The organism is Sphingomonas sp. SORGH_AS_0950 (genome assembly GCF_030818415.1).
In the GTDB taxonomy this organism is placed as follows: Bacteria; Pseudomonadota; Alphaproteobacteria; order Sphingomonadales; family Sphingomonadaceae; genus Sphingomonas.
The window spans coordinates 2,521,137-2,546,955 of record NZ_JAUTAE010000001.1 but is presented as its reverse complement, the minus strand read 5'-3'; the positions used below and the strand labels follow the sequence as shown (position 1 = coordinate 2,546,955).

25 protein-coding genes are annotated in these 25,819 nt (G+C 67.9%); 13 read left to right on the top strand and 12 right to left on the bottom strand.

Translation table 11 applies throughout. The annotated features are described in order from the left end of the window. Window position 1: 1 nt before the first annotated feature. The 5 genes from msrB (at window position 2) to ribA (ending at window position 4,894) form a co-directional block, all read left to right on the top strand. Complete coding sequence (msrB, locus tag QE385_RS11260) at window positions 2–463, top strand: peptide-methionine (R)-S-oxide reductase MsrB (RefSeq protein ID WP_307101852.1); 462 nt, start codon at window positions 2–4, stop codon at window positions 461–463. 112 nt (window positions 464–575) lie between these two features. Next, on the top strand, window positions 576–1,970 hold the full coding sequence (locus QE385_RS11255; RefSeq protein ID WP_307101849.1) for a carbohydrate porin: 1,395 nt from the start codon (window positions 576–578) through the stop codon (window positions 1,968–1,970). A 67-nt stretch (window positions 1,971–2,037) separates the two neighbouring features. Next, complete coding sequence (locus QE385_RS11250) at window positions 2,038–2,670, top strand: outer membrane lipoprotein carrier protein LolA (RefSeq protein ID WP_307101847.1); 633 nt, start codon at window positions 2,038–2,040, stop codon at window positions 2,668–2,670. 344 nt (window positions 2,671–3,014) lie between these two features. Further along, window positions 3,015–3,848: an exodeoxyribonuclease III gene (locus QE385_RS11245; RefSeq protein WP_307101845.1), complete on the top strand. Its 834-nt coding sequence runs from the start codon at window positions 3,015–3,017 to the stop codon at window positions 3,846–3,848. Further along, entirely contained in the window at window positions 3,845–4,894 is a 1,050-nt protein-coding gene (gene ribA, locus QE385_RS11240; RefSeq protein WP_307101842.1) for a GTP cyclohydrolase II, read from the top strand. Before QE385_RS11245 ends, ribA begins: the two co-directional genes overlap by 4 nt. A gap of 117 nt (window positions 4,895–5,011) precedes the next feature. Here the strand turns inward: ribA and QE385_RS11235 are convergent, their stop codons facing one another. After that, window positions 5,012–5,680 (bottom strand): HAD family phosphatase, encoded by a 669-nt coding sequence (locus QE385_RS11235; protein ID WP_307101840.1) that lies wholly within the window; start codon window positions 5,678–5,680, stop codon window positions 5,012–5,014. Then, the gene (locus tag QE385_RS11230) at window positions 5,677–6,336 is read right to left on the bottom strand and encodes a YggS family pyridoxal phosphate-dependent enzyme (protein ID WP_307101839.1); all 660 of its coding nucleotides are present in this window, start codon (window positions 6,334–6,336) and stop codon (window positions 5,677–5,679) included. The genes QE385_RS11235 and QE385_RS11230 overlap by 4 nt, the downstream gene beginning before the upstream one ends. Window positions 6,337–6,358: 22 nt before the next feature. Between QE385_RS11230 and QE385_RS11225 the strand changes: the two genes are divergently transcribed. Further along, window positions 6,359–6,868, top strand: coding sequence for a thiamine phosphate synthase (locus QE385_RS11225; RefSeq protein WP_307101837.1), 510 nt, complete (start codon window positions 6,359–6,361; stop codon window positions 6,866–6,868). 377 nt (window positions 6,869–7,245) lie between these two features. Here the strand turns inward: QE385_RS11225 and QE385_RS11220 are convergent, their stop codons facing one another. Next, window positions 7,246–7,953: a hypothetical protein gene (locus tag QE385_RS11220; protein ID WP_307101835.1), complete on the bottom strand. Its 708-nt coding sequence runs from the start codon at window positions 7,951–7,953 to the stop codon at window positions 7,246–7,248. A 219-nt stretch (window positions 7,954–8,172) separates the two neighbouring features. Between QE385_RS11220 and QE385_RS11215 the strand changes: the two genes are divergently transcribed. From QE385_RS11215 to holA, 4 genes are read left to right on the top strand one after another with little or no spacing between them, the layout of a single operon-like run. Next, window positions 8,173–8,607 carry a DUF3576 domain-containing protein gene (locus QE385_RS11215; protein ID WP_307101833.1) on the top strand — a complete coding sequence of 145 codons (435 nt, stop codon included), beginning with the start codon at window positions 8,173–8,175 and terminating at the stop codon, window positions 8,605–8,607. Window positions 8,608–8,622: 15 nt separating this feature from the next. Next, a complete protein-coding gene (gene leuS, locus QE385_RS11210; RefSeq protein ID WP_307101831.1) occupies window positions 8,623–11,124 on the top strand; it encodes a leucine--tRNA ligase in 2,502 nt (833 codons plus the stop codon). Next, the gene (gene lptE, locus QE385_RS11205; RefSeq protein ID WP_307101829.1) at window positions 11,121–11,663 is read left to right on the top strand and encodes an LPS assembly lipoprotein LptE; all 543 of its coding nucleotides are present in this window, start codon (window positions 11,121–11,123) and stop codon (window positions 11,661–11,663) included. Before leuS ends, lptE begins: the two co-directional genes overlap by 4 nt. Window positions 11,664–11,710: 47 nt before the next feature. Then, window positions 11,711–12,730: a DNA polymerase III subunit delta gene (gene holA, locus QE385_RS11200; RefSeq protein ID WP_307101828.1), complete on the top strand. Its 1,020-nt coding sequence runs from the start codon at window positions 11,711–11,713 to the stop codon at window positions 12,728–12,730. Window positions 12,731–12,879: 149 nt separating this feature from the next. Here holA and QE385_RS11195 read toward each other — a convergent pair whose 3' ends face one another. The 6 genes from QE385_RS11195 to QE385_RS11170 form a co-directional block, all read right to left on the bottom strand. Next, on the bottom strand, window positions 12,880–13,800 hold the full coding sequence (locus QE385_RS11195; RefSeq protein ID WP_307101826.1) for a ParB/RepB/Spo0J family partition protein: 921 nt from the start codon (window positions 13,798–13,800) through the stop codon (window positions 12,880–12,882). Continuing rightward, complete coding sequence (locus QE385_RS11190) at window positions 13,797–14,588, bottom strand: ParA family protein (protein WP_307101824.1); 792 nt, start codon at window positions 14,586–14,588, stop codon at window positions 13,797–13,799. The genes QE385_RS11195 and QE385_RS11190 overlap by 4 nt, the downstream gene beginning before the upstream one ends. Then, window positions 14,585–15,199 (bottom strand): 16S rRNA (guanine(527)-N(7))-methyltransferase RsmG, encoded by a 615-nt coding sequence (gene rsmG, locus QE385_RS11185; protein ID WP_307101822.1) that lies wholly within the window; start codon window positions 15,197–15,199, stop codon window positions 14,585–14,587. Before rsmG ends, QE385_RS11190 begins: the two co-directional genes overlap by 4 nt. Then, window positions 15,196–17,031 (bottom strand): tRNA uridine-5-carboxymethylaminomethyl(34) synthesis enzyme MnmG, encoded by a 1,836-nt coding sequence (gene mnmG / locus QE385_RS11180; protein WP_307101820.1) that lies wholly within the window; start codon window positions 17,029–17,031, stop codon window positions 15,196–15,198. The genes rsmG and mnmG overlap by 4 nt, the downstream gene beginning before the upstream one ends. Window positions 17,032–17,100: 69 nt before the next feature. Beyond that, window positions 17,101–18,387, bottom strand: a complete 1,287-nt coding sequence (mnmE, locus tag QE385_RS11175) for a tRNA uridine-5-carboxymethylaminomethyl(34) synthesis GTPase MnmE (RefSeq protein WP_307101818.1) — start codon at window positions 18,385–18,387, stop codon at window positions 17,101–17,103. 4 nt (window positions 18,388–18,391) lie between these two features. After that, window positions 18,392–18,616: a DUF6489 family protein gene (locus QE385_RS11170; RefSeq protein ID WP_306997208.1), complete on the bottom strand. Its 225-nt coding sequence runs from the start codon at window positions 18,614–18,616 to the stop codon at window positions 18,392–18,394. A 72-nt stretch (window positions 18,617–18,688) separates the two neighbouring features. Here QE385_RS11170 and QE385_RS11165 point away from each other — a divergent pair, with 72 nt between their 5' ends. Next, on the top strand, window positions 18,689–19,390 hold the full coding sequence (locus tag QE385_RS11165) for a dienelactone hydrolase family protein (protein ID WP_307101815.1): 702 nt from the start codon (window positions 18,689–18,691) through the stop codon (window positions 19,388–19,390). Window positions 19,391–19,430: 40 nt separating this feature from the next. On the opposite strand, the gene QE385_RS11160 is transcribed toward QE385_RS11165, so the two are convergent. Continuing rightward, on the bottom strand, window positions 19,431–21,005 hold the full coding sequence (locus QE385_RS11160) for a lysine--tRNA ligase (RefSeq protein WP_307101813.1): 1,575 nt from the start codon (window positions 21,003–21,005) through the stop codon (window positions 19,431–19,433). 306 nt (window positions 21,006–21,311) lie between these two features. Here QE385_RS11160 and QE385_RS11155 point away from each other — a divergent pair, with 306 nt between their 5' ends. Together QE385_RS11155 and QE385_RS11150 are read left to right on the top strand one after the other, a co-directional pair. Then, window positions 21,312–24,047, top strand: a complete 2,736-nt coding sequence (locus QE385_RS11155) for an ATP-dependent DNA helicase (RefSeq protein ID WP_307101811.1) — start codon at window positions 21,312–21,314, stop codon at window positions 24,045–24,047. After that, the gene (locus QE385_RS11150) at window positions 24,044–24,577 is read left to right on the top strand and encodes a histidine phosphatase family protein (RefSeq protein WP_307101809.1); all 534 of its coding nucleotides are present in this window, start codon (window positions 24,044–24,046) and stop codon (window positions 24,575–24,577) included. The genes QE385_RS11155 and QE385_RS11150 overlap by 4 nt, the downstream gene beginning before the upstream one ends. A 123-nt stretch (window positions 24,578–24,700) precedes the next feature. On the opposite strand, the gene QE385_RS11145 is transcribed toward QE385_RS11150, so the two are convergent. Further along, the gene (locus QE385_RS11145) at window positions 24,701–25,228 is read right to left on the bottom strand and encodes a DUF177 domain-containing protein (RefSeq protein ID WP_307101807.1); all 528 of its coding nucleotides are present in this window, start codon (window positions 25,226–25,228) and stop codon (window positions 24,701–24,703) included. Beyond that, window positions 25,225–25,758: a ubiquinol-cytochrome C chaperone family protein gene (locus QE385_RS11140; protein WP_307101804.1), complete on the bottom strand. Its 534-nt coding sequence runs from the start codon at window positions 25,756–25,758 to the stop codon at window positions 25,225–25,227. Before QE385_RS11140 ends, QE385_RS11145 begins: the two co-directional genes overlap by 4 nt. Between the last annotated feature and the right edge of the window lie 61 nt (window positions 25,759–25,819).

The following is a 25,819-nucleotide window of genomic DNA, read 5'->3' as shown; positions in this document are numbered from 1 at the left end:
CATGACCGACACCCGTTACGCCAAGACCGAGGAAGCCCTGGCCAGGCTGACCCCCGAGCAATATTATGTGACCCAGCAGAGCGGCACCGAGCGCCCCGGCACCGGCGAATATCTCCACACCCGCGAGCCGGGCCTGTATGTCGACATCGTCTCGGGCGAGCCGCTGTTCGCCTCCGCCGACAAGTTCGATTCGCATTGCGGCTGGCCCAGCTTCACCCGGCCGATCGAGCCCGCCCATGTCAACGAGCTGCGCGACACCACGCATGGCATGATCCGCACCGAGGTCCGCTCGGCGCATGGCGACAGCCATCTGGGCCATGTCTTCCCCGATGGCCCGCGCGATCGCGGCGGCCTGCGCTACTGCATCAACTCGGCCTCGCTGCGCTTCGTGCCGCTCGGCGAGATGGAGGCGCAAGGATATGGCGACTATGTCGACCAGGTCCGCGCGGCGGAGCACGGCTGACCCGATCCTCCCCGGCGCGGGGGAGGATTGACGTTTACGGCACCTTTTGCCCCCCGGATCGTTAGGCCCGCGCAACGATAAGTCTTGGAAAACGGGGGGCTATAGGATGGCGATGATCTGGGGATGGGCGCCGTTGCTGCTCGCGGCCCCGCTGTCGCCGCAACAGACCACCGACCCCGTCCCCACCGCCGCGCGCATCACGCCCGATGCCGCCACCGGCGATACGCAGCAAATCCCGACCCGCCGCCGCGCGGTCCGCCCCTCCGACAGCGCGCCGTCGGCGATCACCGCCGATACGCGTCGCACCCCGCCGCCGGGGATCATCGGCGACTGGCACAAGATCCGCACGCGGCTGAACGAACGCGGCATCACCGTCACCGCGCGCTATGCCTCCGAAAGCGCCGCGAACCTGACCGGCGGGCGCAAGACGCTGTTTCGCGAAACCGGGCAGTTCGATGCGGGCGCGCTGTTCGACCTGGAAAAGGTAATGGGGCTGAAGGGCGGGGCGTTCCAGGCCACCCTCACCTATCGGCGCGGCCGCAACCTCAGCGACGACGCCAATCTGGGCACGCTGCAACAGGTGCAGGAGGTCTATGGTCGCGGCCAGACGCTGCGCCTGACCCAGTTCTGGTACGAGCAGCGGATCGGCGAACGGTTCGAGCTGAAGCTGGGCCGCACCAATCCGGGCGAGGATTTCGCCATCTTCTCCTGCCATTTCATGAATCTCAGCTTCTGCGGCGCACAGCCGGGCAATCTGGTCGGCGACACTTGGCAGAACTGGCCGGTCAGCCAGTGGGGCGCGCGGCTGCGCTACGAACCGCGCGACGACCTGTATGTCCAGGGCGCGGTCTATGAGATCAATCCGCGCAACCTGGATACCGACTTCTTCATCGGCCATTTCAAGGGCGCGACCGGCGTGCTGGTCCCCGCCGAGATCGGCTGGATCCGCAACCCGACCGCCGGGCGGATCGGGTCGTACAAGCTGGGCGGCTGGGTCGCGACGGCGGATGCGGCGGACGTCTTCCTGGACATCAACCGTCGTCCGATCGCGATCACCGGCCTGGCCCCGCTGGAGCGGAGCAGCCGCTACGGCGTCTATATCAATATCCAGCAGCTGCTGACCGGCGCGACCAAGGACGGCAAGGCGGAAAACGGCCTCAGCGTCTTCCTCAACGCGACCCAGGCCGACCGTGCGACCAGCGTCACCGACAATCAGGTCGCGGTGGGCCTGTTCTACAAGGGGCTGGTCCCCGCCGTGCCGGGCGACGTGCTGGGCTTCGGCGTGGCGCGGACGCATGTGAACGGGCGGGTGGCGCAGGGCCAGCGGCTCGATCCCGCCCGGCCCGCAGTGCAGGGATCGGAATATGCCGCCGAAGTCTATTACAGCATCCACCCCGCCGAATGGCTGGAGATGCGGCCCAACGTCCAGCTCATCCACCATCCGGGCGGCTATTCGCAGGCCGACGACGTCACCATATTGGGGCTGAAGGCTGCCTTTACGCTGTAACACCCGCGATTCACGACCCGTTCAATAGACGGCGCGCAAGGACAGGCGTGCCCAAAGGAGTGTTTTGATGATCCGTTCGATTGTGGCGTCCGCCCTGCTGGCGCCGACCGCCATGGCGATGGTCGCCGCCCCCGTCCCCGCGCTGGCCCAGGCCAATGGCGACCTGGCGGCGGTGCAGCGCCACCTGCAATCGGTGCAGACGATGACCGCCGACTTCACCCAGACCGACCGCGCGGGCAAGGTCCTGACCGGCACACTGACCATGAAGAAGCCGGGCAAGATTCGTTTCCAGTATGAAAAGGGCGTGCCCCTGCTGATCGTCGCCGATGGCGGCGCGCTGACCTTCATCGATTATTCGGTCAAGCAGGTGCAGCGCTGGCCGATCAAGAACTCCCCGCTGGGCGTGCTGCTCGATCCCAGCCGCGACATCGGCCGTTATGCCAAGGTCGTGCCCAGCGCCGATCCCCGCCTGCTCTCGGTCGAGGCGAACGACCCCAAGCATCCCGAATATGGCAAGATCACCCTGGTCTTCGCGCGCGACGCCGCCGCGCCGGGCGGGCTGATGATGCAGGGCTGGGTCGCGCTCGACAGCCAGAATAACCGGACCACGATTCGCCTATCCAACCAGCGCTTCGGCGTGCCGGTGGACGACAAGGCGTTCCGATTCAACGACCCGCGGAGAGCGGCGGCACGAAACTGAACGGTCGCGGACTATTTCATTCATCCAGGCGACAGGTTTCCTGTCCTATCAGGGCCTTGCGGTTGAGGGGCGTTCGAGATTCCCCCCTGTTGCTCGGACAGGCACCCTCATCCCGCCTGCGTGACGAACGCTAGGTCGGCCCTCGCTCCATGCCCCCGGAGCGGGGGCCTTTCTTTTTCTGCATCCCTTCTTCTCGACCCCGGCGAAGGCCGGGGCCCAGTCGCCATGTCGCTGATGGCGCGCATCACGTTGCGTGGGAGGCAAAGACGCCGCGCCCCCGATGATCCGCCGTATCTGGACCCCGGCCTCCGCCGGGGTGGTACGGAGATATGCAACGCCACCCCATGAAGCGGGTAATCTTGTCTCCCCCCCCTGCCCCCGCTACATCGGCGCTCGTGAAAATCGCCTCCTGGAACATCAATTCGGTGCGCTTCCGCGCCGCTATCGTCGAGCAATTCCTGACGGAAGCCGCGCCCGATGTGCTGTGTCTTCAGGAGACGAAGGTCGTCGATGACGACTTCCCCTTCGATCTGTTCCGCTCGCTCGGCTATGAGCATATCATCATCCATGGCCAGCGGATGCACCACGGCGTCGCGATCGTGGCCCGTGTCCCCATCACCGAGGACGACCGCCTCGACTGGCAGGCCAATGCCGAGGCGCGGCATGTCGGCATCCGCCTGCCGAACGGCGTGCGGCTGGAGAATGTCTATATCCCGGCGGGCGGCGACGTGCCCGACCGCGAGGTGAATCCGAAATTCGGCCAGAAGCTCGATTTCCTCGGCCGCATGATCGACTGGTCGGGCAAGCTCGACTGCCCCACCATCCTGACCGGCGACTTCAACATCGCGCCGCTCGAATCGGACGTGTGGAGCCACAAGCAGCTGCTCGACGTGGTGAGCCACACCCCCATCGAGGTGGAGACGCTGGCCAGGCTTCAGGCGTCGAACGACTGGGTCGATCTGGGCCGCCACTTCGTCCCCGCGCCCGAGCGGCTCTATACCTGGTGGAGCTACCGCGCGAAGGACTGGGCGGCGTCGGATCGCGGGCGGCGGCTGGACCATATGTGGGCGACGCGCGACGTGGCCGAGAAGGCGGTGTCGCATCGGGTGTTCGAGGGGTGCCGCAGCTGGCTGAAACCCTCCGACCATATCCCGATCATGACGGAATTCGATTTTTGAGCGCTGATGCCAAGGCCGCCGCACGCGCGATCGATGCGCTGCGCCGGGGCTGGCCGATCGCGATTGCGGGCCAGCCGCTGCTCGCGGTCGAGACGGCCGATCCGTTGCGGCTGGCCGCCTTCGATCCTGGGGCCCGCGCGCCGGTGCTGATCTCGGCGGGGCGGGCCGCAACGCTGAAGCTGACCAACCAGCTCGACGCCGCCGATCCCGACGCCGCCGTACTGGTCGAGCGCGCGCCGTGGATCGACTTCGCCGCCGCCACCGCGCTCGCCGATCCGCAATTCGACCTCGCAACCCCGCTCAAGGGCCCCTATCGCGCGCTGCCCCTGCCCGATCCGGCGGTCGCGGCGGCGGCGGTGCGATTCGCGCGCATCGCAGGGATGCTGCCCGCCTTCTTCGTCGGTGGGACCGGCGTCGAGGCCGAGCTGTCGCTCGCCGATATCGCCGCGCATGAAAATGCCGAGGCGCTGGCCATCGCCACCCGCGCGCGGCTGCCCGTCGCGGGCGCCGAGAATGCCGAGATCGTCGCCTTCCGTTCGCCCCATGCGGCGGGCGAGCATGTCGCCTTGCAGATCGGCCAGCCCAATGGACAGCCGCCTTTGGTGCGGCTGCACAGCGAATGCCTGACCGGCGACGTGCTGGGCAGCCTGAAATGCGATTGCGGGCCGCAGCTCCATGCCGCGATCCAGGCCATTGCCGAGGCAGGCTGGGGCATCCTGCTCTATCTGCGGCAGGAAGGGCGCGGGATCGGACTGGTCAACAAGCTGCGCGCCTATCAGCTTCAGGATCAGGGTTTCGACACGGTCGACGCCAATACCCGGCTGGGCTTCGCGATCGACGCGCGCGATTTCGGGGTGGCGGCGCGGATGCTGACCCTGATGGGGCAGGACCAGGTGCGGCTGCTGACCAACAACCCGGCCAAGGTCGCGGGGCTGGAGGCAGCGGGGGTGCGCGTGGTCGAGCGCGTCGCGCACAGCCTGCCGCCCAATCCGCACAATGAACGCTATCTGGCGACCAAGCGCGACCGGACCGGGCACCAGCTTTAACGCTCTGCCTATCCTCCGTTCGCACTGAGCGAAGTCGAAGTGCACGCCCCGCGCTCAGCCACAAGGGTCATTCCCGTGGCCTTCGACTTCGCTCAGGCTGATCGGAGCGTTGGGCGCTCAGAACCCCAGTTCGCGCCGCACATCGGCATAATCCTGCGCGATCGCCGCGACGCCGATCTCGCGCAGCCGCTGGTCGTGGCCGACGCCGCAATGCGTCCCCATGCACATGCCGATGACATGGCCGCCGCTGGCCACCGCGCCGGTCGCGCCGACGGGGGAGTCCTCCAGGATCGCGCAATCCTCGATCCGCACGCCCAGCCGGTCGGCGGCAAAGAGATACAGGTCGGGCGCGGGCTTGCCGCGCGTCACATGCTCGCGCCCGCTATAGACATGATCGCCGAACGCCTCGCGCAGGCCCAGATGGCGCAAATGCCGGTCGAGCCAGACGGTCGGGCTGGACGACACCACCGCGCGTGGGAAATCGGCGGGCAGCGAGCGGACGAAATCGACCGCCCCCGCGATCGCCGCGACGCCCTCTTCCATCGCACGGACATCCTCGACGCGGCGCGCCTCGTAAAAGGCCTCGGGCAGCGTGTGGCCGATCCGTGCCTCGATCGTCGCGACGAAGTCCTTCCCCGCCAGCCCCATATAATGGTGCATCGCCTCTTCGGGCGTATGCGGATGGCCATTGGCGGTCAGCCATTCGGCGAGGTGGCGATTGCCCTCATATTCGCTGTCGATCAGGACGCCGTCGAAATCGAACAGCAATGCGGCGAAGCGGTTCATCCGCGTGCTCCGAACAGCGCGCTGCCGACCCGGACATGGGTGGCGCCCAGCATCGCGGCGACCTCATAATCCTCGGACATGCCCATGCTGAGCTTCGCCAGCCCCAGCTCGCGCGCCATCTTGGCGAGCAGCGCGAAATAGGGCGCGGCGTCCAGCCCGTGCGGCGGGATCGCCATCAACCCGACGATCGGCAACCCGGCGGCGCGCGCCGTCTCCAGCATGGCGGGGGCTTCCGCGATGGCGCAGCCGCCCTTCTGCTCCTCCTCGCCGATATTGACCTGAAGGAAACAGTCGGGCCGCCGCCCGCTCTTCTCCATCGCCTCGGCCAGCGCGGCGATCAGCGAGGGACGGTCGACGGTGTGAATCGCATCGAACAGCGCGACCGCGTCACCGGCCTTGTTCGACTGGAGCTGGCCGATCAGATGGAGTTCGACGCCCGCATAATCGTCGCGCAGCGCGGGCCATTTGGCCGCCGCCTCCTGCACGCGATTCTCGCCGAAGACACGGTGGCCGGCATCCAGCAGCGGGCGGATCGTGTCGGCATCATGCGTCTTGGACACCGCGATCAGCGTCGGGCTGGGGTGATCGCCTAGCTTCGCGGCACGCTGGAGCTGGGTGGAGACGGTGGAGAGGCGGGAAACGCTGTCGTCGGTCATGCCCCGCGCTATAGTGCCCGCAATGGCCGACCGATACCCCGAGACATGGCTGATGACCGACGAGCGATTGGGGGACGGGCTGTGGGCCGCCTTGCGGCGGCTGCCGCCGGGATCGGGGGTGGTCTTTCGCCACCATGCCACCCCCCCGGCCGCGCGGCGGGCGATTCACCGGCGGGTGTTCCGAATCGCGCGCGCACGGCGGCTGCTCCTGCTGGTGGCGGGCGGTGGCCTGCCTGGCGACGGGGTGCACAAGCGCGGCCGGGGTCCGGGTCTGCGGAGCTGGCCCGCACATGACCGGGCGGAGGCGGTCGCGGGATGGAAGGCCGGGGCCGACCTGCTGTTCGTATCGCCGCTATTCCCCACCCGCTCGCATCCCGGCGCGCCGAGCCTGGGTCCGGCGCACGCCGCGCGGATCGGGCGGGGGCTGGACCTTCCCCGAATCGCGCTGGGCGGGATGACCGCGAAACGCTTCCGCCGGTTGCGCGGGCGATTCGAGGGCTGGGCCGCGATCGACGCCTGGGTTGCGGTTTAACGCAGCGAGCCGCCTCGCCATATGATCCGTTGCGGCTTTCATATTTGGTTCGCGCGGAGGCGCAGAGGACGCGGAGAAGGGCATCCCTCTCATTCCTGCTTGTTGGGCAGAGTAATAACGCGTCGTCCGAAGCGTCGACGGGACAGCCAATCCGAAGATCCCAGCCTTTGCTGGGATGACGAACAAGGGCCGATGACTATTTAGCGCTGCCTTTCCTTCCCTCGCCCCTCGCAGAGGGGAGAGGGTTGCGCAGACTTGGTCTTTGCGTAGCAAAGGCCTAGTCGGAGCTGGGTGAGGGGTGGGCTCGCTTAGCGAGTGGCGAGTCGGTCAGACCTAGAGAGACGCGTCGGAACCGCTCGCTACCAGGCGGTTCGCGCTTAGAAGCGGAAGGCCGTTCCCAGATACACCGCCTGGCTGTTGCGGCGATCATCGTCGAGTCGCGCCAGACGCTCACGGTCCGAGCGATAGCGGACACCCGCGGTCACATCGAGATTGCGCGTCAGCGAATAGGACCCGCCCATGTCGAGCGAATAGCTGGACGGCATGTCGACCAGCTTGGCCGTCGCGTCGATCGGGCGATCGGTCGACGCCTTCACCCGGCCGGTGAAGCGATTCGCGGTATAGCTGACCGCGACATCGGCACTCTCACGGCTGCCCGGCATGCCCGCCAGGTCCACCCGAGTCACGTCACCCGACACCGCCAGCCGCTTCCAGCCAACCGCCACGCCCAGATTGTAGGAGATCGGCGCCAGGCCGACGGTCGGCGCGGTGTTGGCGGCGATCCGCTCGTCATTGGTGCGGCTGGTCCGGGCACGCACCGCGACGGTCACCGCACGGCTGACGCCGCGCTGGCTTTCCGCCGGGGTGAAGCGCAGGTCGCCCGCGTCGAGCCCGCTCTTGGCGAACAGCGCCGCCAGCCGGGGATCGGCCGCCGCCGGGGTGAAGCCGCCGCTGGCGCGCAGCGAAAGGCTGCGCTTGATGGGCTTGCCCCCCTGCTCCACCGCGCCGATGGCGGGCGCGACCAGAGCCGTCGTGGCGGCGAGCGCCCCGATAGCAATTCCGATCACCACACGCCCGAACGACACGGTCCACCCCTTTATGGAAACCCCTTTGTAGGGATCGTCCTAACATGAAAAGGCAGGTGAGCGATCCCATTGTTACGCCCCCATGGGCGAATCTTGTCCGACTGTTGCGCACGATCCACAGAATCGGGGAAACGCCGCCCATCGTCCGGGCGCTTGCCGGGGTGGCGGGGCCCCTGTAGAGGCTATAGCCAACCCTTATTCCCAGTCAGGACAATGCCGATGCTTCGCCGTTCCGCCACCGCGTTCGCGGTTATCGCCGCCCTGTCGCTCGGCGCCTGTGCCGGCAAGAAGGATCGCCCGCAGGCCGATCTGGCCGCGTCGAAGGTCACGACGATCGGCGTCAATTCCTATCTGTGGCGCGCCAGCCTCGACACGCTCAGCTTCATGCCGCTGGCCGAAACCGACTCGAACGGCGGCGTGATCGTCACCGACTGGTATATCAACCCGCAGGTCCCGACCGAGCGGATGAAGGTCACCGTCACCATCCTCGACCAGGATCTGCGCGCCGACGCGCTGCGCGTCACCGCGCTGCGTGAGGTGAACCGCGGCGGCCAGTGGGTCGAGGCGCCCGTCCAGGCCGCCACCATCCAGAAGCTGGAAGACATCATCTTGACCAAGGCGCGCGACCTGCGCCGTGCGTCGATCACGAACTGATAAAAGACGAGAAGAATGGCCTCGCGTTTCAACGCCCTGAAATCGGATTCGACCTGGCAGCGGATCTGGGAGGAGCGGCGCACCTTCGCCGCCGACGATCACAGCCCCAAGCCGCGCAGCTATGTCCTTGAGATGTTTCCCTATCCTTCGGGGCGCATCCATATGGGGCATGTCCGCAACTATACGATGGGCGACGTGCTGGCGCGCTATCGGCGGATGATCGGGCATGAGGTGCTCCACCCGATGGGCTGGGACGCGTTTGGCATGCCCGCCGAGAATGCCGCGATGGAAAAGGGCGTCCATCCGGGCGGCTGGACCCGCGACAATATCGCGACGATGAAGGCGCAGCTGAAGCGGCTGGGCTTCGCGCTCGACTGGACGCGCGAGATCGCGACCTGCGAGCCCGATTATTACGGGCATGAGCAGGCGCTGTTCCTCGACCTGTATGCGGGCGGCCTGGTCTATCGCAAGGAATCGGCGGTCAACTGGGACCCGGTCGACATGACCGTGCTCGCCAACGAACAGGTGATCGATGGACGCGGCTGGCGTTCCGGCGCGCTGGTCGAGAAGCGCAAGCTGAACCAGTGGTTCCTCAAGATCACGGACTTCGCCGACGAGCTGCTGGAGGGCCTCACCACCCTCGAGCATTGGCCCGACAAGGTGAAGCTGATGCAGGAGAACTGGATCGGCCGCAGCCAGGGTCTCCAGTTCCGTTTCGCGCCGGTCGCCCCCTTCGCGACGCCGATCGAGGTCTATTCGACCCGCCCCGACACGATCTTCGGCGCCAGTTTCGTCGCGATTGCGGCGGATCACCCGATCGCGCGGCAGCTGGCCGAGACGAATGCTGAGGCGGCCGCCTTCATCGAACGCTGCAAGGCGGGCGGCACCACCGCGGCCGAGCTGGAAACGCAGGAAAAGCTGGGCTTCGACACCGGCTATCGGATGCAGCATCCTATGGACGCCAGCATCACCCTGCCCGTCTATATCGCGAACTTCGTGCTGATGGATTACGGCACGGGTGCGGTGATGGGCGTGCCTGCGCATGACCAGCGTGACCTCGACTTCGCGCGCAAATACGGCCTGTCCGTCACCCGCGTCGTCGCCGATGGCGACACGACCGCCCCGGTGTTCGAGGGCGACACCGCCTATACCGGCACCGGCCAGCTGGTGAATTCGGGTCCGCTCGACGGGCTGGATGTGGAGGCCGCCAAGGCCGCCGTCATCGCGCGCGCCGAAAGCGAAGGCTGGGGCCAGGGCCAGACCGTGTACCGCCTGCGCGACTGGGGCGTCAGCCGCCAGCGTTACTGGGGCACGCCGATCCCGATCATCCATTGCGAGGATTGCGGCGCGGTGCCGGTCCCCAAGGACCAGCTGCCGGTGACGCTGCCCGAGGACGTCACCTTCGACGTTCCCGGCAACCCGCTCGACCGGCATCCGACCTGGAAGCATGTCGACTGCCCCAATTGCGGCAAGCCCGCCCGGCGCGAGACCGACACGCTCGACACCTTCGTCGATTCGTCCTGGTATTTCATCCGCTTCGCCAGCCAGCCCAAGGATCGCCCGTTCGATCCCGAGGTCGTTAAGAAATGGCTGCCGGTCGGGCAATATATCGGCGGCGTCGAGCATGCGATCCTGCACCTGCTCTATGCCCGCTTCTGGACGCGCGCGTTGAAGCATATCGGCCTGATCGACGTGGCGGAGCCCTTTGCGGGCCTGTTCACGCAAGGCATGGTCACGCACGAAAGCTACAAGTCGTCGGACGGCCGCTGGCTGGCGCCGGGCGAGATTCGCGACGGCATCGAGATCGCGACCGGACAGCCGATCACCGTCGGCCGCGTCGAGAAGATGTCCAAGTCCAAGAAGAACACCGTCGATCCCGAACCCATTGTGGATCAGTACGGTGCGGACGCGGTGCGCTGGTTCATGCTGTCCGACAGCCCGCCCGAGCGCGATCTGCCCTGGTCCGAATCGGGCATCGAGGGGTCGTGGCGCTTCGTCCAGCGCCTGTGGCGCCTGTTCGACGGCTCGGAGGCCGCCGAGGGCGAGGACAAGGCGCTGTCCCGGAAATTGCACCAGACGATCGCGGGCGTCGCGACGGATATCGAGGCGCTGGCCTTCAACAAGGCGGTCGCCAAGCTGTACGAGCTGGTCAACGCGATCGAAAAGGCCAAGCCGTCGGCCGCCCGTAACGAGGCGATCCGCACCACCATGCTGCTGGTCGCGCCGATGGTGCCGCATCTGGCCGAGGAAGCCTGGGCCGGTATGGGCCAGGACGGCCTGATCGCCGACGCCGCCTGGCCGGTGGTCGATGAGAGCCTGCTGGTCGAGGACGAGGTCACCGTCGCGGTACAGGTCAACGGCAAGCTGCGCGACACGCTGACCGTCGCCAAGGGGCTGCCCAAGGACGTATTGGAGGCGACCGCGCTGGCGTCGGACAGGATCGTCCGCGCGCTTGATGGCGCAACGCCCAAGAAGGTGATCGTGGTGCCCGACCGTCTGGTGAACATCGTCGCATGACCCGCCCCCTTCCCCTGCCCCTCTTCTGTCAAATCGCAGCTGGTCTGGCGCTGACGCTGGGTCTGTCGGGCTGCGGGCTGCATCCGCTTTATGCGGGGGGCGGCTCGGGCTCGGTCGCGACCGCCTTGTCGCAGATCGAGGTTGCCCCGATTCAGGGGAAGGCGGGCTGGCTGATGGCCAATGCGCTCAACGACCGGCTGGGCGGCAAGACCGGGAATGCGCGCTATCGGCTCGATGTGAAGCTGGACGACCAGATTCGCGGGCTTGGCGTGCGGCGCGACGACTCGGTGGTGCGCGAGCGGCGAATCCTGCGTGCGCGCTATCAGCTGGTCGACCAGACGAGCAATGCGGTGCTGGTCGACGCCACCGCCGGATCCGATGCCGGGATCGACGTGGTCCGGTCCGAATATGCCACCATCGCGGCGGAAAATACCGCGCTGGAGCGGCTGTCGGTGATCGTCGCGGACGAAATCGTCGCGCGGCTGGCCACCTATGCCCGGTCGCGCCCCGGCGAGGCGATGGCGCCCGCGCGTCCGTGACGGCGCGACCGCTGTGAAAGCCCCCTGCTCTTGAAAGCCCCCCGGCCTTGAAAGCCAGCGCCAACCAGATTCGCCAGGCGCTGGGCCGCCCCTCGCCCGACACCCGCCTCTATCTGTTGCACGGGCCGGACGAGGCGGGGGCCGCCGAACTGGCCCGGTTGCTGGCCAATGCGATGGGGCGCGATGCCGAGCGGATCGATCTCGATTCGGCGACGCTTAAGAGCGACCCCGCCCGCCTGACCGACGAAGCCGCCGCGCTGTCGCTGTTCGGCGGGCCCCGGCATATCCGCATCGCCAGTGTCGGCGAGGAAGGGCTGGCGGCGTTTACCGCGCTGCTCGAAGCGGAATCGGCGGGCAATCCGGTGGTCGCCATCGCCCCATCGGTCAAGACGACCGCCAAGATCGTCAAGCTGGCGCTGGAATCGCCCCGCGCCATGGCCTTTGGCTGTTACGCCCCCACGGCGGCGGATGCCGAGCGGCTGGCGACGACGATGGCGAGCGAAATGGGGCTGCGGCTGGCGGCGGGCGTGGCGGCGCGGCTGGTCGATGCCGCCGCGGCCGATCGCTCGGTCATGACCCGCGAGTTGGAGAAGCTCGCGCTCTATGCCGACGCCGCCCCCGATCGCCCGCGCGAGATCGACCATGGTGCGCTGGACGCCATCGGTGCCGATCTGGGCGAGGTCGAGATGGGCGATGCGGTCGAAGCGGTGGTCGAGGGCCGCGTCGCCGATCTGGGCGGCGAACTGGCCTTGCTGGACGAGGGTGGCGCCTCCCCCATACCCTGGCTCCGCGCGCTGGCCCGCCGCCTGGTCGCGCTGGCCGAAATGCGCGCCGATATCGACAAGGGCGAGCCGGTCGACGCGGTGATGAAGCGCCACCGCGTCTTCTTTCGCGACGAGGCCCGCACCGCCAAGGCGTTGCGCCGCTGGACCCCGGCGATGCTGGCGCGCGCACTGGCTCGGATTCGCGCGGCGGAGCGGGCGGTGATGGCGCCGGGCAATGCCGGTGCCGTGCTGGCGGAGGCCGAGGCGACGATCATCGCACAGGGCATTGCCCGGCGGGGGTGATCGCCCTTGGGCTTCGACTTCGCTCAGCCTGAACGGGGCTTGGGGATCTTTACCAACACCCGTTCAGGCGGAGCGAAGCGGGGCCCACACCCCATTCAGAATTCAAAAGCGAGTTGCGCCGGTCTGCGGAACAGACCAGCGTCCCCCTTTCAAATACCCTCACCGGTCAGCCGCTGGCATACCATGTCGAGCTGATCGAGCGTCGAATAGCTGAGGGTCAGCGTGCCGCCCTTCTCGCCATGCGCGATCCGCACCGACAGGCCCAGCAGATCGGCGAGTTGGCCCTCCAGTGCCGCGATATCCGCATCTGCCGCGTCCATCCCGTTGCCGCGCGGACCCGATTTGTCCGAATCCGCCGACGCCTTGCGCCCGCCGCCCTTGGCCTCGCGGGTCAGCTTTTCGGTCTCGCGCACGCTCAGCGCGCGTCCGATCACCTGATCGGCCAGCGCCTCGACATCCTCCGCCCCAAGCAGCGCGCGGGCATGGCCCATCGACAGGGCGCCGGTGACGACCTGCTTCTGCACCGATTCGGGCAGTTCGAGCAGCCGCAGCAGGTTCGCGACATGGCTGCGCGACTTGTGGACGATCTTGGCCAGCGCCTCCTGGGTATGGCCGAACTCGCCCGCCAGCCGCTGATAGGCCTGCGCCTCTTCGATCGCGTTGAGGTCCTGGCGCTGGATATTCTCGATCAGCGCGATTTCGAGCGTCTGGGCGTCGTCAAAGTCGCGGACGACGACGGGCACTTCGTGCAGCCGGGCACGCTGCGCCGCGCGCCAGCGGCGCTCGCCCGCGACGATCTGATAATCCTTGCCATGCGGACGCACGACGATCGGCTGGATCAGCCCGCGCGCCGCGATCGAGGCGGCGAGTTCGTCGAGCGCGGCTTCCTCGAAATGGCGACGCGGCTGGTCGGGATGCGGCGACAAGGCCCCCACGGGCAGCATCCGCACGCCACCGGGTATCTGCTGATCGCCCGGCTGGATCGGCGTCTCGCGCGCAATGTCACCGAGCAACGCCCCCAGTCCGCGCCCGAGGCCGGGACGCGGGCGCTTGGCCGTTTCCGTGCTCATGCCGCCGCCGCTCCCGGCTGGGTGGTCAGCGGCAGGCGCGCGATCAGCTCGCGGGCCAGCGCGATATAGGCCTGGCTGCCGACGCAGCGATGGTCATAGATCAACGCAGGAAGTCCATGGCTGGGCGCCTCCGACAGCCGGACGTTGCGCGGAATCACCGTATCGAACACCACACCTCCCAAAACCGCGCGCACATCCGCCGACACCTGATCGGTCAGCCGGTTGCGCCGGTCGAACATCGTCAAAGCCACGCCGAGAATCGCCAGCCCCGGATTGAACCGCGCGCGTATCCGCTCGACCGTGGTCAAAAGCTGCGACAGCCCCTCCAGCGCGAAGAACTCGCATTGCAGCGGCACGAACAGCGAATCGGACGCCACCATCGCATTGATCGTCAGCAGCCCCAGCGAGGGCGGGCAGTCGACCAGCACGATGTCCCAATTGCCCTGTGAGCGGCGCATCGCATGATCGAGCCGATGGGTGCGATTCTCGTAATCGACCAGCTCCAGCTCGGCCCCCGACAGGTCGACCGTCGCGGGCACGACGTCGAGGCGCGGCACCTGCGTATGGACGACCGCATCGTCGATCCGCGCTTCCCCCAGCAGGACGTGATAGCTGGAGAACATGCGCTGGCTGTTGGGAATACCCAGCCCCGTCGAAGCATTGCCTTGCGGATCGAGGTCGATCAGCAGGACATGCAGCCCGGTCGCGGCCAGCGCGGTCGCTAAATTGATGGCGCTGGTGGTCTTGCCCACCCCACCCTTCTGGTTCGCGATGGCAACGCAGATCATCGGGCCCCTACTCGGTCGAGGATCACGATCGACGAATCCGCCGAGGTGATGCTATGTTCCACGTGAAACACGAAGCGCCAGTGCCGCTTGAGGGTCTTGATTTCGCGCTCGTCCAGGCGGCCGCGCGGGAGCAGCCACCGCGTATCCTGTTTGCCGCAATGGGCCGCCGCGCGCAAAAGATTTTCGACTGTCGCCACGGCGCGAGCAGAAATAATATCCGCCTTGATCTCCACCGCCTCGATCTTGGAGGCATGGACGCTGACCCGGTCGGCAACCCCCAGCGTCTCGGCACAGTCGCGCAGGAAATCGGCGCGGCGCTTGCGGGGCTCGACCAGCGCGACCTTGCCCGGCCAGGCCAGCGCCACGACCATGCCGGGAAAGCCACCCCCCGTGCCGATATCGACCCATTGCCCATCAGGCCGATCCGCCAGCGGAACCAGCTGTACCGAGTCGAGCGCGTGCCGCGACCAGATGGTCGAGATGGTCGAGGGAGCGATGAGATTCTGCTGGTCGTTTTCCACGACCACCAGATTGAGGAAATGGTCGATCCGGTCGGCGGCTTCCGCCCCGAAACGCGCGACGATCCAGTCGCGGGCCTGGTCTTCGGTCATGCCGCCATCTTTCGTGCGTGGAGAAGAACCGCCGACAAGGCGGCGGGGGTGATGCCGCGAATGCGCGATGCGGCGGCCAGCGTCGCGGGACGTGCCAGACCCAGCCGGTCGATCATCTCCTGCGACAGACCGGGGATGGCGGCATAGTCGATCGTGGCGGGCAACAGGATCTGCTCGTCGGCGCGCAACCGCGCGACCTCCTCGGCCTGACGCTCGACATAGGGGGCGTAGCGCGCATCCTCCAGCGTCTCGGCCACAACGGCCGGGTCACACCCCTCCGCCGCCTCGGGCGCGACATGCGCCAGCGTGACCCCGTCGAAGCGCAGCCACTCATAGGCGGACCGGCGGGCGCCATCCTGCGCGATCGCCGCTCCGCCGCGCGCCAGATCGGAGGCGGTGCGGATGACCGCCAAACGGTCGCGCAGGGTCGCCTGCTGCGCCTGCCGCCGCCGCCGATGCGCCAGCCGCTCGGGCGACAGGCATCCCGCCGCCTCGGCCATCTCCCCCAACCGCGTCTCGGCATTGTCGGCCCGCAGCGACAGCCGATATTCGGCGCGCGCGGTGAGCATGCGATAGGGTTCGGTCACGCCCTGCAACACCAGATCATCGATCATCACGCCCAGATAGCTGGAGGCGCGGTCGAGGATGACGGGGTCCAGCCCACAGGCGAGTGCCGCCGCATTGAGCCCGGCGATCAGCCCCTGCCCCGCCGCTTCCTCATACCCTGTCGTGCCGTTGATCTGGCCCGCACAGAACACGCCGGGAAGCGCCCCCAGCGCCAGCCGCGCATCGAGCGCGCGTGGGTCGATATGGTCATATTCCACCGCATAGCCGGGCAGCGTGATGACCGCGCGCTCCAGCCCCGGCATGGAGGCGATCATCGCCCCCTGCACATCGGTCGGCAGCGAGGTCGACAGGCCGTTAGGATAGACGATCGGATCGTCCAGCCCTTCCGGCTCCAGGAAGATCTGATGGCTGTCGCGGTCGGCGAAGCGCTTGATCTTGTCCTCGATCGACGGGCAATAGCGCGGGCCGTTCGCCTCGATCGCGCCGGTGAACAGCGGCGAGCGGTGAAAGGCCGCCGCGATGATCGCATGGGTCTCTTCGGTCGTCCGGGTGATCGCGCAGGCGATCTGCGGCAGCGGCCGTACCGCCGTCATCGGCGACATGGTCCAGGGATCGGTGTCGGACGGCTGCTCGTCCAGCCTGGCCCAATCGATGGTGCGCCCATCCAGACGCGGCGGCGTGCCGGTCTTCATCCGTGCCATCGGCAGGCCCAGGCCACGCAGCTGCTCGGCCATGCGGGTCGCGGCGCGCTCGCCGATACGGCCGCCCAGATGCCGCTCCTCGCCCCGGAACAGCCGTCCGCCCAGGAAGGTCCCGGTCGCCAGCACCACCGCGCGACAGACCAGCACCGAGCCGTCGGCGAGCTGCACACCGGCCACCCGGTCGCCCTCCAGCACCAGCGCCTCGGCCTCGCCCTCGACGATCGTCAGGCCGGGTTGCGCCGCCAGCATTGCCTGGATCGCCCCGGCATAGCGCCGCCGGTCGGCCTGGACGCGGGGGCCCTGCACGGCGGTTCCCTTGCTCCGGTTGAGCATGCGATAGTGGATCGCGCCCTGATCCGCCGCGCGACCGATCAGCCCGTCAAAGGCGTCGACCTCGCGCACGATATGGCCCTTCCCCAATCCGCCGATCGCCGGATTGCAGGACATGGCGCCCAGGCCATGACGATCGAAGGACAACAGGGCCGTCTGCGCGCCCCGGCGCGCGGCCGCTGCGGCGGCCTCGGTTCCCGCGTGACCGCCACCGATCACTACGACATCAAACATGCCCCCGCCCTATCGCAAGCGGCGCGCAGCGTCAAAGACGATCCGTGGCAAAACGTTCCACGTGGAACATCACTTGCCCAGGCAGAAGCGTCCGAACAGGGCATCGAGCATCGTCTCGGTCGCGCTGACCCCCAGCACCGCCGCCAGCGCTTGCCGCGCCACGCGCAGTTCCTCGGCGATCAACAGCACGTCATCGCTCTGAGCGGTGAGCAGCGCCTGTGCTGCACGGCGGCATTGATCCTGCTGGTGCCGCTTGAAACCCAGCGCGTCCTCGCGCGGGAGCAGGGTCACCGCATGCGCCGCAATCGCGTCCCAGACCATGGCCACCGTCGCCGCGTCGTCCCGCCGCACCGCCAGCGCCCGCCCCTCGGGCAAAGCCTCGCGCCCCGGCAGATCGGCGCGCGCGTGCAGCCAGATCGCATCGTCGCGCGGTGGCGGAGCATCGGCCATCCATAGCAGGATGTCGGCCTGTTGGATCGCCTCCTGCGCGCGCGTGACGCCGATCGCCTCGATCACATCGTCGGTATCCTCGGCCAGACCCGCCGTGTCGGTCAGCACATAGGCGATGCCGCCGCGCAGCACGCTCGCCTCGATCCGATCGCGCGTCGTCCCCGCAATCGGCGAGACGATCGCCGCCTCGCGTTCGACCAGCAGGTTGAGCAGGGTCGACTTGCCGCTATTGGGCGGCCCCGCCAGCACCACCCGGATGCCGTCATGCAGCCGGTCGACCGGCGGCTGGTCGACCGCCGCCAGCATCGTGGCGGCCAGCGCGGTCATGTCGCTCCTGATCCGCGCCACCATGGCGGCGTCGAGCGGCACGTCATCCTCCTCGGCGAAATCGAGCATCGCCTCGATCCCGGCGGACAAAACGGAGAGCCGGTCCATCCAGCCGCGCAGCGCCTGGCTCACCCGTCCCTCGACCGCGCCGATCGCGGCCCGCCGCTGTCGCTCGGTCTGGGCTTCGAGCAGATCGGCCAGCCCCTCCGCCTCGGCGAGATCGATCCGGCCGTTGAGCAGGGCGCGGCGGGTAAACTCGCCCGGCTCGGCCCGGCGAACACCGGGTGATGTCGCCAGCGCCGCCTCGACCGCCGCCACCACTGCGCGGCCGCCATGGCAATGCAGCTCGACCAGATCCTCGCCGGTCGCCGTCGCCGGGCCGGGGAAACAGAGCATCAGCGCCGAGTCCAGCACCGCCCCCTCCCCGTCGCGCAAGGTCCGCAGCCCCGCCCGACGCGGCGCGGGCAGACGCCCGCCCAGCCGCTCGGCCGTCGCGAACGCCGCCGGGCCGCTGACCCGGATCACCGCGATGGCGGCCGGGGGCTGCCCGCTCGATACGGCGAAGATCGTGTCGCTCACCGGATCAGCCCTTCTGCCCCTCGAACATGCGCCGCCACATCGCCATGCCCGCCTCGCCCATCGGGGCCCAGCTGCGCATCATCGCCTCGACCATTTCGGGCTTCACCCCCGACTGCATCGTGTCGAGCATCATCTGGACATAGCGCTCGTGAATCGGCGTCAGGTCAGGCAGGCCCATCGCACGCCGCGCTTCTTCGGGCGTGCAGTCGATTTCCACATTCACTTTCATGCGCCATTCTCCATCGCGACCAAGCCGGGCATAAGGCGTTATGATCGCGTGGACCACAGGAGACCAGTAGACATGACCGGGACCAAGACCATCGCCGCCGGCCACGGCGACGGCCAGTTCAACGCCTATCACGCCGAGCCGCAGGGACAGCCGGGCGCGGCGATCATCGTCATCCAGGAAATCTTCGGCATCAATGCGGGCATCCGCCGCAAATGCGATACGCTGGCCGAGGCGGGCTATCTGGCCGTCGCGCCCGATCTCTTCCACAAGATCGCGCCGGGTATCGAGCTCGACCCCGACGTCCCCGACGAGATGCAGCAGGCGCTCGACCTGATGGGCCGGTTCGATCAGGACGGCGGCATTCGCGATATCGAGGCGACGATCAAGGCGATCCGCGACGAACATGGCGCGGACTTCAAGGTCGGCGTGGTCGGCTATTGCCTGGGCGGACGGCTGGCCTTCATGACCGCGGCGCGGACCGATGTGGATGCCAGTGTCGGCTATTATGGCGTCGGCATCGACGGGCTGCTCGGCGAGAAACATGCGATCGCCAAGCCGGTGCTGCTCCACATTCCGGAAGAGGATCATTTCGTCGACAAGGACGCGCAGAAGCGGATGCACGAAGGGCTGGACGATCACCCCAAGGTGACGTTGTACGACTATCCCGGCGAGGATCACGGCTTTGCCGCCGAATTCGGCCAGCGCCGCTCGGAGGAGTCGGCCAGGCTGGCGGACGAACGCACCATGGCGTTCTTTGCGGAGCATCTCCGCTGATACGAAAAAGGGGGGAGCCGGTCGGCACCCCCCTTCCCTTTTACGCCGCCTTGGCGAGCGCCTCGGCGATCAGTTTGCGGCTGTTGTCCACACCGTAGAGCGCGATGAAGCTGCCCATGCGCGGCCCCTGCGCCGATCCCAGCAGCGTCTCGTACAGCGCCTTGAACCAGTCGCGCAGCGACGGGAAGGCGTCGGTCTTGCCGATCTCATAGACGATGTTCTGGATATCCTCGGCACTCGCTCCCTCGGGAAGCGCGGCCAGCTGTGCGTCGAGCTGGCGCAGCGCCTCGGCCTCATGCGGCTCGGGCGCGCGGCGCTGGAGCGTCGGGGCGACGAAGTCACGCGCATAGGCCAGCGCATGGTCGATCAGCCGGTCCAGCTCGGGATATTTCGCGGCCGAGGCTTCCGGCACATAATTGGCGAGATAGCCCCAGACCTGCTCCTTGGTCGCCTCGCCCATCACGCCAACCAGATTGAGCAGCAGGCCGAACGTCACCGGCAGTTCACCCTCGGGCAGCTTGCCGTCATGGATGTGATGCACCGGATTGCCCAGTTGCTCCTTGAGCGACTGGTTGGGATAGTTGACCCGGAACTGCCAATATTCGTCCACCGCGCGCGGGATGACGCCCATGTGCAGCTGCTTGGCCTTTTTGGGTTCGCGGTAAGCGAAGAAGGCCAGGCTCTCCTCCGGCCCATAGGTCAGCCACTGGTCGAGGCTCAGGCCATTGCCCTTGGACTTGGAGATCTTCTCGCCATGCTCGTCGAGGAACATCTCATAGTTGAAGCCCTCGGGCGGGCGGCCGCCGAGCACGCGCGCGATCTTGGACGACTGGGTGACCGAGTCGATCAGGTCCTTGCCCGCCATCTCGTAATCCACGCCCAGCGCGACCCAGCGCATGGCCCAGTCGACCTTCCATTGCAGCTTGGACAGGCCGCCCAGCGCCGACTGGACGATCCGCTCGCCCTCATCCTCGAACGCGATCAGGCCCGCCTCGGCATCCACGACCTCGATTGGCACCTGAAGGACGATGCCCGACTTGGGGCTGATCGGCAGGACCGGCGAATAGGTGGCGCGGCGCTCGGCGCGCAGGGTCGGGAGCATCACATCCTGAATGCCCTGGAAATGCCGGAGCACCAGCCGCAGCGCATCGTCGAACCGGCCCGAGGTGTAATAGTCGGTCGAGGAGGCGAACTCGTAATCGAAGCCGTAGCGGTCGAGAAACTGGCGCAGCATCGCATTATTGTGCGCGGCGAAGCTGTCGCACGTCTCGAACGGATCGGGCACCTGGGTCAGCGGCTTGCCGAGATGCTCGCGCAGCATCTCCTGGTTGGGGACATTGTCCGGCACCTTGCGCAACCCGTCCATATCGTCCGAAAAGGCGATCAGCCGGGTCTTCTGGTCCGACAGCGCATGGAGGGCATTGCGGACCATGGTGGTGCGAAGCACTTCGTTGAACGTCCCGATATGCGGGAGCCCCGAGGGGCCATAGCCGGTTTCGAACAGGATCGGCTCGCCGCCCGGTTTGCCGTCGGGATAGCGTTTGAGGAGCTTGCGGGCCTCCTCATAGGGCCAGGCCTTGGACTCGAGAGCGGTGGAGCGAAGTTCGTCTGTCATGATTTTGCCTCTGGCAAGCCGGGGGGCAATTCACAACGTATTTTGCGATTTCCACCGGCTATCCGCTCTTTGCCCACAGAGTTATCCACATTGCGGGTTGTTCCACGTGGAACAGCTAAGGGGGTATTGCTGGGCTTTCCCTCCCCCATCCCCTCCCGCTTGCGGGAGGGGCGTGGGTTGGTGAAGCGTTATGCGCGCCATGAATGAGTGCCCTGCTGGGAGGGTCGGACAGCAAACCCGTTGGCCTGAACGATTCCAACCCCATTCCCCGTTGCCAACCTGTTCCCACTCCCCCAAATCATCATCGTGACCGCGCTTCCCCACCCCGCTCTTCACGCCAGCCATAGCGGTGTGTGGATTTCCACCAGCGGACAGACCCGCGCCGTCTCGCGCGGCGAGGCGATCGGGCTGGCGTCGGAAACCCCGGTGATCCTTCTCAACGCGCCGTTGATCGGGCAGCGGCTGGGCTATGCCGAATTGTCGGGCCTCGACATCCTCGAGTTGTTCGCATTCCTGCGCCCCGCCCAATTCGCGGTCCCGACCCCGCATGGCCTTGCCCGTGCCTGCGGACTGGAGCCGCCGGAAAGCGATGCCGACGTCGCGGCCTTCCTCCTCCGCGCGACCGAGACGTTGCTCGCCATGCCCGACGGCGCCTGGCCCGAGCGCGAGGGTGCCTGGACCGCCGCGCAGAGTCTGGCGCGACTCCGCTGGCCCTGGGCACCGCTGATCGGTCCGCGCCTGACCCGGCCCGAGCGCAACGAACGCTGGCTGTTCAGCGCGCTGCCCGAATGGGAAGAGGATGCCCCCCGCCCCGCCCCGCGCACCATCGACCTGCCGCCGCAGGATTCGGAGGAGCGGCTGGTCCGGCTGACCGGCGACGGGGCCGAGGAACGGCCGGGTCAGCGCGCCTATGCCGCCGCGGTCACCGCCGCCTTCGCACCGCGCGCGGTTCGCGACACGCCCAACATGGTCCTGGCCGAAGCGGGGACCGGCATCGGCAAGACCCTGGGCTACCTCGCCCCCGCCAGCCTCTGGGCCGAGCGGGCGGGCGGCGCGGTGTGGATCTCGACCTATACCAAGGCGCTGCAACGCCAGCTGAGCGGCGAGACCGCGCGCATCTTCCCCGACGCGGTGCTGCGCAAGGAACGGGTGGTCACGCGCAAGGGGCGGGAGAATTATCTCTGTCTGCTCAATCTGGAGGACGCGCTTCAGGGCGGGTTCGCGGGACGCGCGGCGGTGCTGGCGCAGCTGGTCGCGCGCTGGGCGGCCTATACCGGCGATGGCGATATGGTCGGCGGCGACCTGCCCGGCTGGCTGACCACTTTGTTCCGGCGCAACGGATCGGCCGCGCTGACCGATCGGCGCGGCGAGTGCGTCTATGCGGGCTGCCCGCATTATCGGAAATGCTTCATCGAGCGGGCGGCGCGCGCCTCGGTGCAGGCGGACATCGTCATCGCCAACCATGCGCTGGTGATGGTCAATGCCGCGCGCGGGCGCGAGACGCAGACCCGGCCGACCCGCTATGTCTTCGACGAGGGCCATCACCTGTTCGACGCGGCGGACTCGATGTTCGCCACCGCGCTGACCGGATCGGAGACGATCGAGCTGCGCCGCTGGATCCTGGGCCCCGAGGCCGGGTCGCGCGGACGGCGGCGCGGTCTGGCGGCGCGGCTGTCCGATGTCGCCAGCTATGACGAGGGCGGCAATCGCGCGATCGGCGATGCGGTGCAGGCCGCGCATGCGCTGGCGAGCGAAGGCTGGCTCGGCCGACTAGCGGAGGGCCAGCCCTTCGGTCCGATCGAGACGCTGTTGGCGGCGGTGCGGGGGCTGGCCTTTGCCCGCGCCGAACAAACCGGCGATGCGGGCTATGGTCTGGAGACCGAACTCGCCGACCCCTCCCCCGAACTGATCGATGCCGCCGGTCCTGCTGCGCACGCGCTCGACGCGCTGCTCCGCCCCCTGGTGACGCTCGGCCAGCGGCTGGAGGCGGTGTTGCAGGAAGCGCCCGACTGGCTCGACGGTCAGGCGCGCGCGCGGGTGGAAGGCGCGATCGCGTCGATCGCCTGGCGCGCCGAGACGGTCGCCGCCTGGTTGTCGCTGCTGGCGCGGATCGGCGGCCCTGCCGATCCCGACTTTGTCGACTGGCTGGCGGTCGACCGGGTCGAGGGGCGCGAATATGATATCGGGCTGCACCGGCACTGGCTCGACCCCACCCGCCCCTTTGCCGAAATCGTGCTGAAGCCCGCGCATGGCGCGCTCGTCACCTCGGCGACCCTGCGCGCGGGCGGCGACTGGGACGTGGCGGAGGCGCGGACCGGCGCGCCGCATCTGGCGCGTGGCCCTGCCCATTTCGTCGCCCCCAGCCCGTTCGATTATCCGAGCCGGGCCGAGGTGCTGATCGTCACCGACGTCAAGCGCGGCGACATTCCCCAACTGGCCAATGCCTATGCCCGGCTGATCGCGGCATCGCGCGGGGGCACGCTGGGACTGTTTACCGCGATCCGACGGTTGCGCGGCGTGCATGGCCGGATCGCCGACCGGCTGGCGCGCGAGGGGCTGGCGTTGCACGCACAGCATGTCGATCCGATCGACACGGGGACGCTGGTGGATATCTTTCGCGACGATCCGTCGGCGTCGCTGCTCGGCACCGATGCGCTGCGCGACGGGGTGGACGTGCCCGGCGCTTCGTTGCGGCTGGTGGTGATGGAGGGCGTGCCCTGGCCCAAGCCGACCGTGCTGCATGCCGCGCGCAAGCTGGCGGGGGGCGGCAGCGCCTATGACGACCGCATCGTCCGCGCGCGACTGGCCCAGGCGTTCGGCCGGTTGATCCGCCGCGCCGACGATCGCGGCGCCTTCGTGCTGCTGTCCGCCGCCATGCCGTCGCGCCTGCTCGACGCCTTTCCACCAGGCGTGGCGATCGCGCGCGTCACGCTCGACGAGGCGGTCGCGCGGGTCGCGGCCCGGCTTTCCTCCGACGCCGGGATCGGGCATGGATCGGTGGACACCCCGCTGGCCGCCGCGACGGAGAATCCGATCCGATGAAGACGCTGACGCTGCTTCGCCATGCCAAATCGAGCTGGGACGATCCCGTCGCCCGCGACTTCGACCGGCCGCTCAACGCCAAGGGGCGGCGCGCGGCGGCGATGATGGGACGCCATCTGAAATCGCTCGACATGGCCTTCGACCATATCCTCGCCTCGCCCGCCGTCCGCGTGATCGAGACGCTGGACGAAGTGTGGAGCGGCTATGGCCGCAAGCTCGCGCCGGTCTGGGACAAGGCGCTCTACCTCGCCTCCTCGGCCAGTCTGCTCGATCAGGTCCATGCGCTGCCCGATGCCTGCGACCATGTCCTGATGGTCGGGCATAATCCCGGGCTGGAGGATCTGGTCCTCGACCTGACCCGCGACGGCGAACTGCGCGACCGGGTCGAGGAGAAATATCCCACCGCCACCGTCGCGCAGCTGACCCTGCCGATCACCCGGTGGGCGGATGCCGCTTCACACAGCGCGACCCTGATCGCCTTTATCCGGCCGCGCGACCTGGATCCCACGCTGGGGCCCGACACACCCTGACCTGACCCCTGATAGGCTGTGGGCCGATCTGTCGGAAAATGATCCCAAAAACCGTTGGCGACCTGTTGGCCATCTGTTGATAGCCTGTGGATAATCCGGAAAAAGTGGCGTGAATGAAGGAAGTTACTCCTTCCCCTCCAGCTTGGCCTTCAATCCCGCCAGCGCGCCGAACGGCCCGGCCTCATCCTCGCTGATCACGCCCGCTTCCTTCAAGGCCGCCGCCGCCTGGGGGCTGCGCGGAAACGGGTCGAGTGAGAGCGCCATGGTTTCGGCCGCGGCCTCGCCCAGATCGATCGTGCCGCCCTCGATCTCGATCGTGTCGAGCGAATCCTCGGACAGCTCGATCTCCTCATCGCCGCCATGGGCCGAAGGTTCGACGAAGCGCAACGCCACCGGCTCGTCGACCGTGGCGGGCACCGGGTCGCCGGTCACCGAACAGGGCTGGGCCACCTTCGCGCGGACCGTGCCGGTGACGAGGATGCCCATCGCATCGCGCCGGACGACCAGATCGGCGGTAAGGGCGTCGATCGACACCAGTCCGAACCGCCCGGCCAGCGCACGGCGCTCCTCCTCCGAGGCCTGGATCGTCACGGGCTTTTCACGCTCGCCGATCGTGTCGATCTTTTCGGGGCGGCTCCATTCGGGGGTCACGGCAATTCTCCCATTCTCAATCGGGCCAGCGACACCGCCGCCAGCCGTTCAGACAGATCGCGCATCCGATCGCGCACATGGGCGACGGCGTCCGGACCGGCGGGCGCATCCCCCCGATACAGATTGCGGAGCAAGGCGGCATCCAGCGCCGCCCCCTCCCCCGCCAGTCCGTCGCGATAGGCGGTCAGGCGGCCGCCGAGCATCGCCATCATCCGGCCGATATGCTTGCCGACCACGATGTCGCCGATGCCCAGCTCGCGCAACTGCCCGTCCATGTCGGTGACGAAGCGTTCGGTCAACCGCGCGGCCAGCGCCGCCCCCTCGGACTCCCGCTCCAGCCGGATCAGGACCAGCGATAGGATCGCCGCGATCATGTCGAACCGGCCATCGACCGTGTCGGGCACCGCGCCCTCGACATACCAATGCGGTTCGCGCGCGCGCAGCACCACCGCGTTGTAGAGCGGCAACGCCTCGTCCCCGTCGCGCCCGAAATAGCGCGCCACCATCCGCTTCAGCCAGCCCGCGGCCATCCGCCCCTCCCTCGCCTTGCGCGATCACACCCGCGCGAGTGCTTGTATGCGTCTTTCCCTT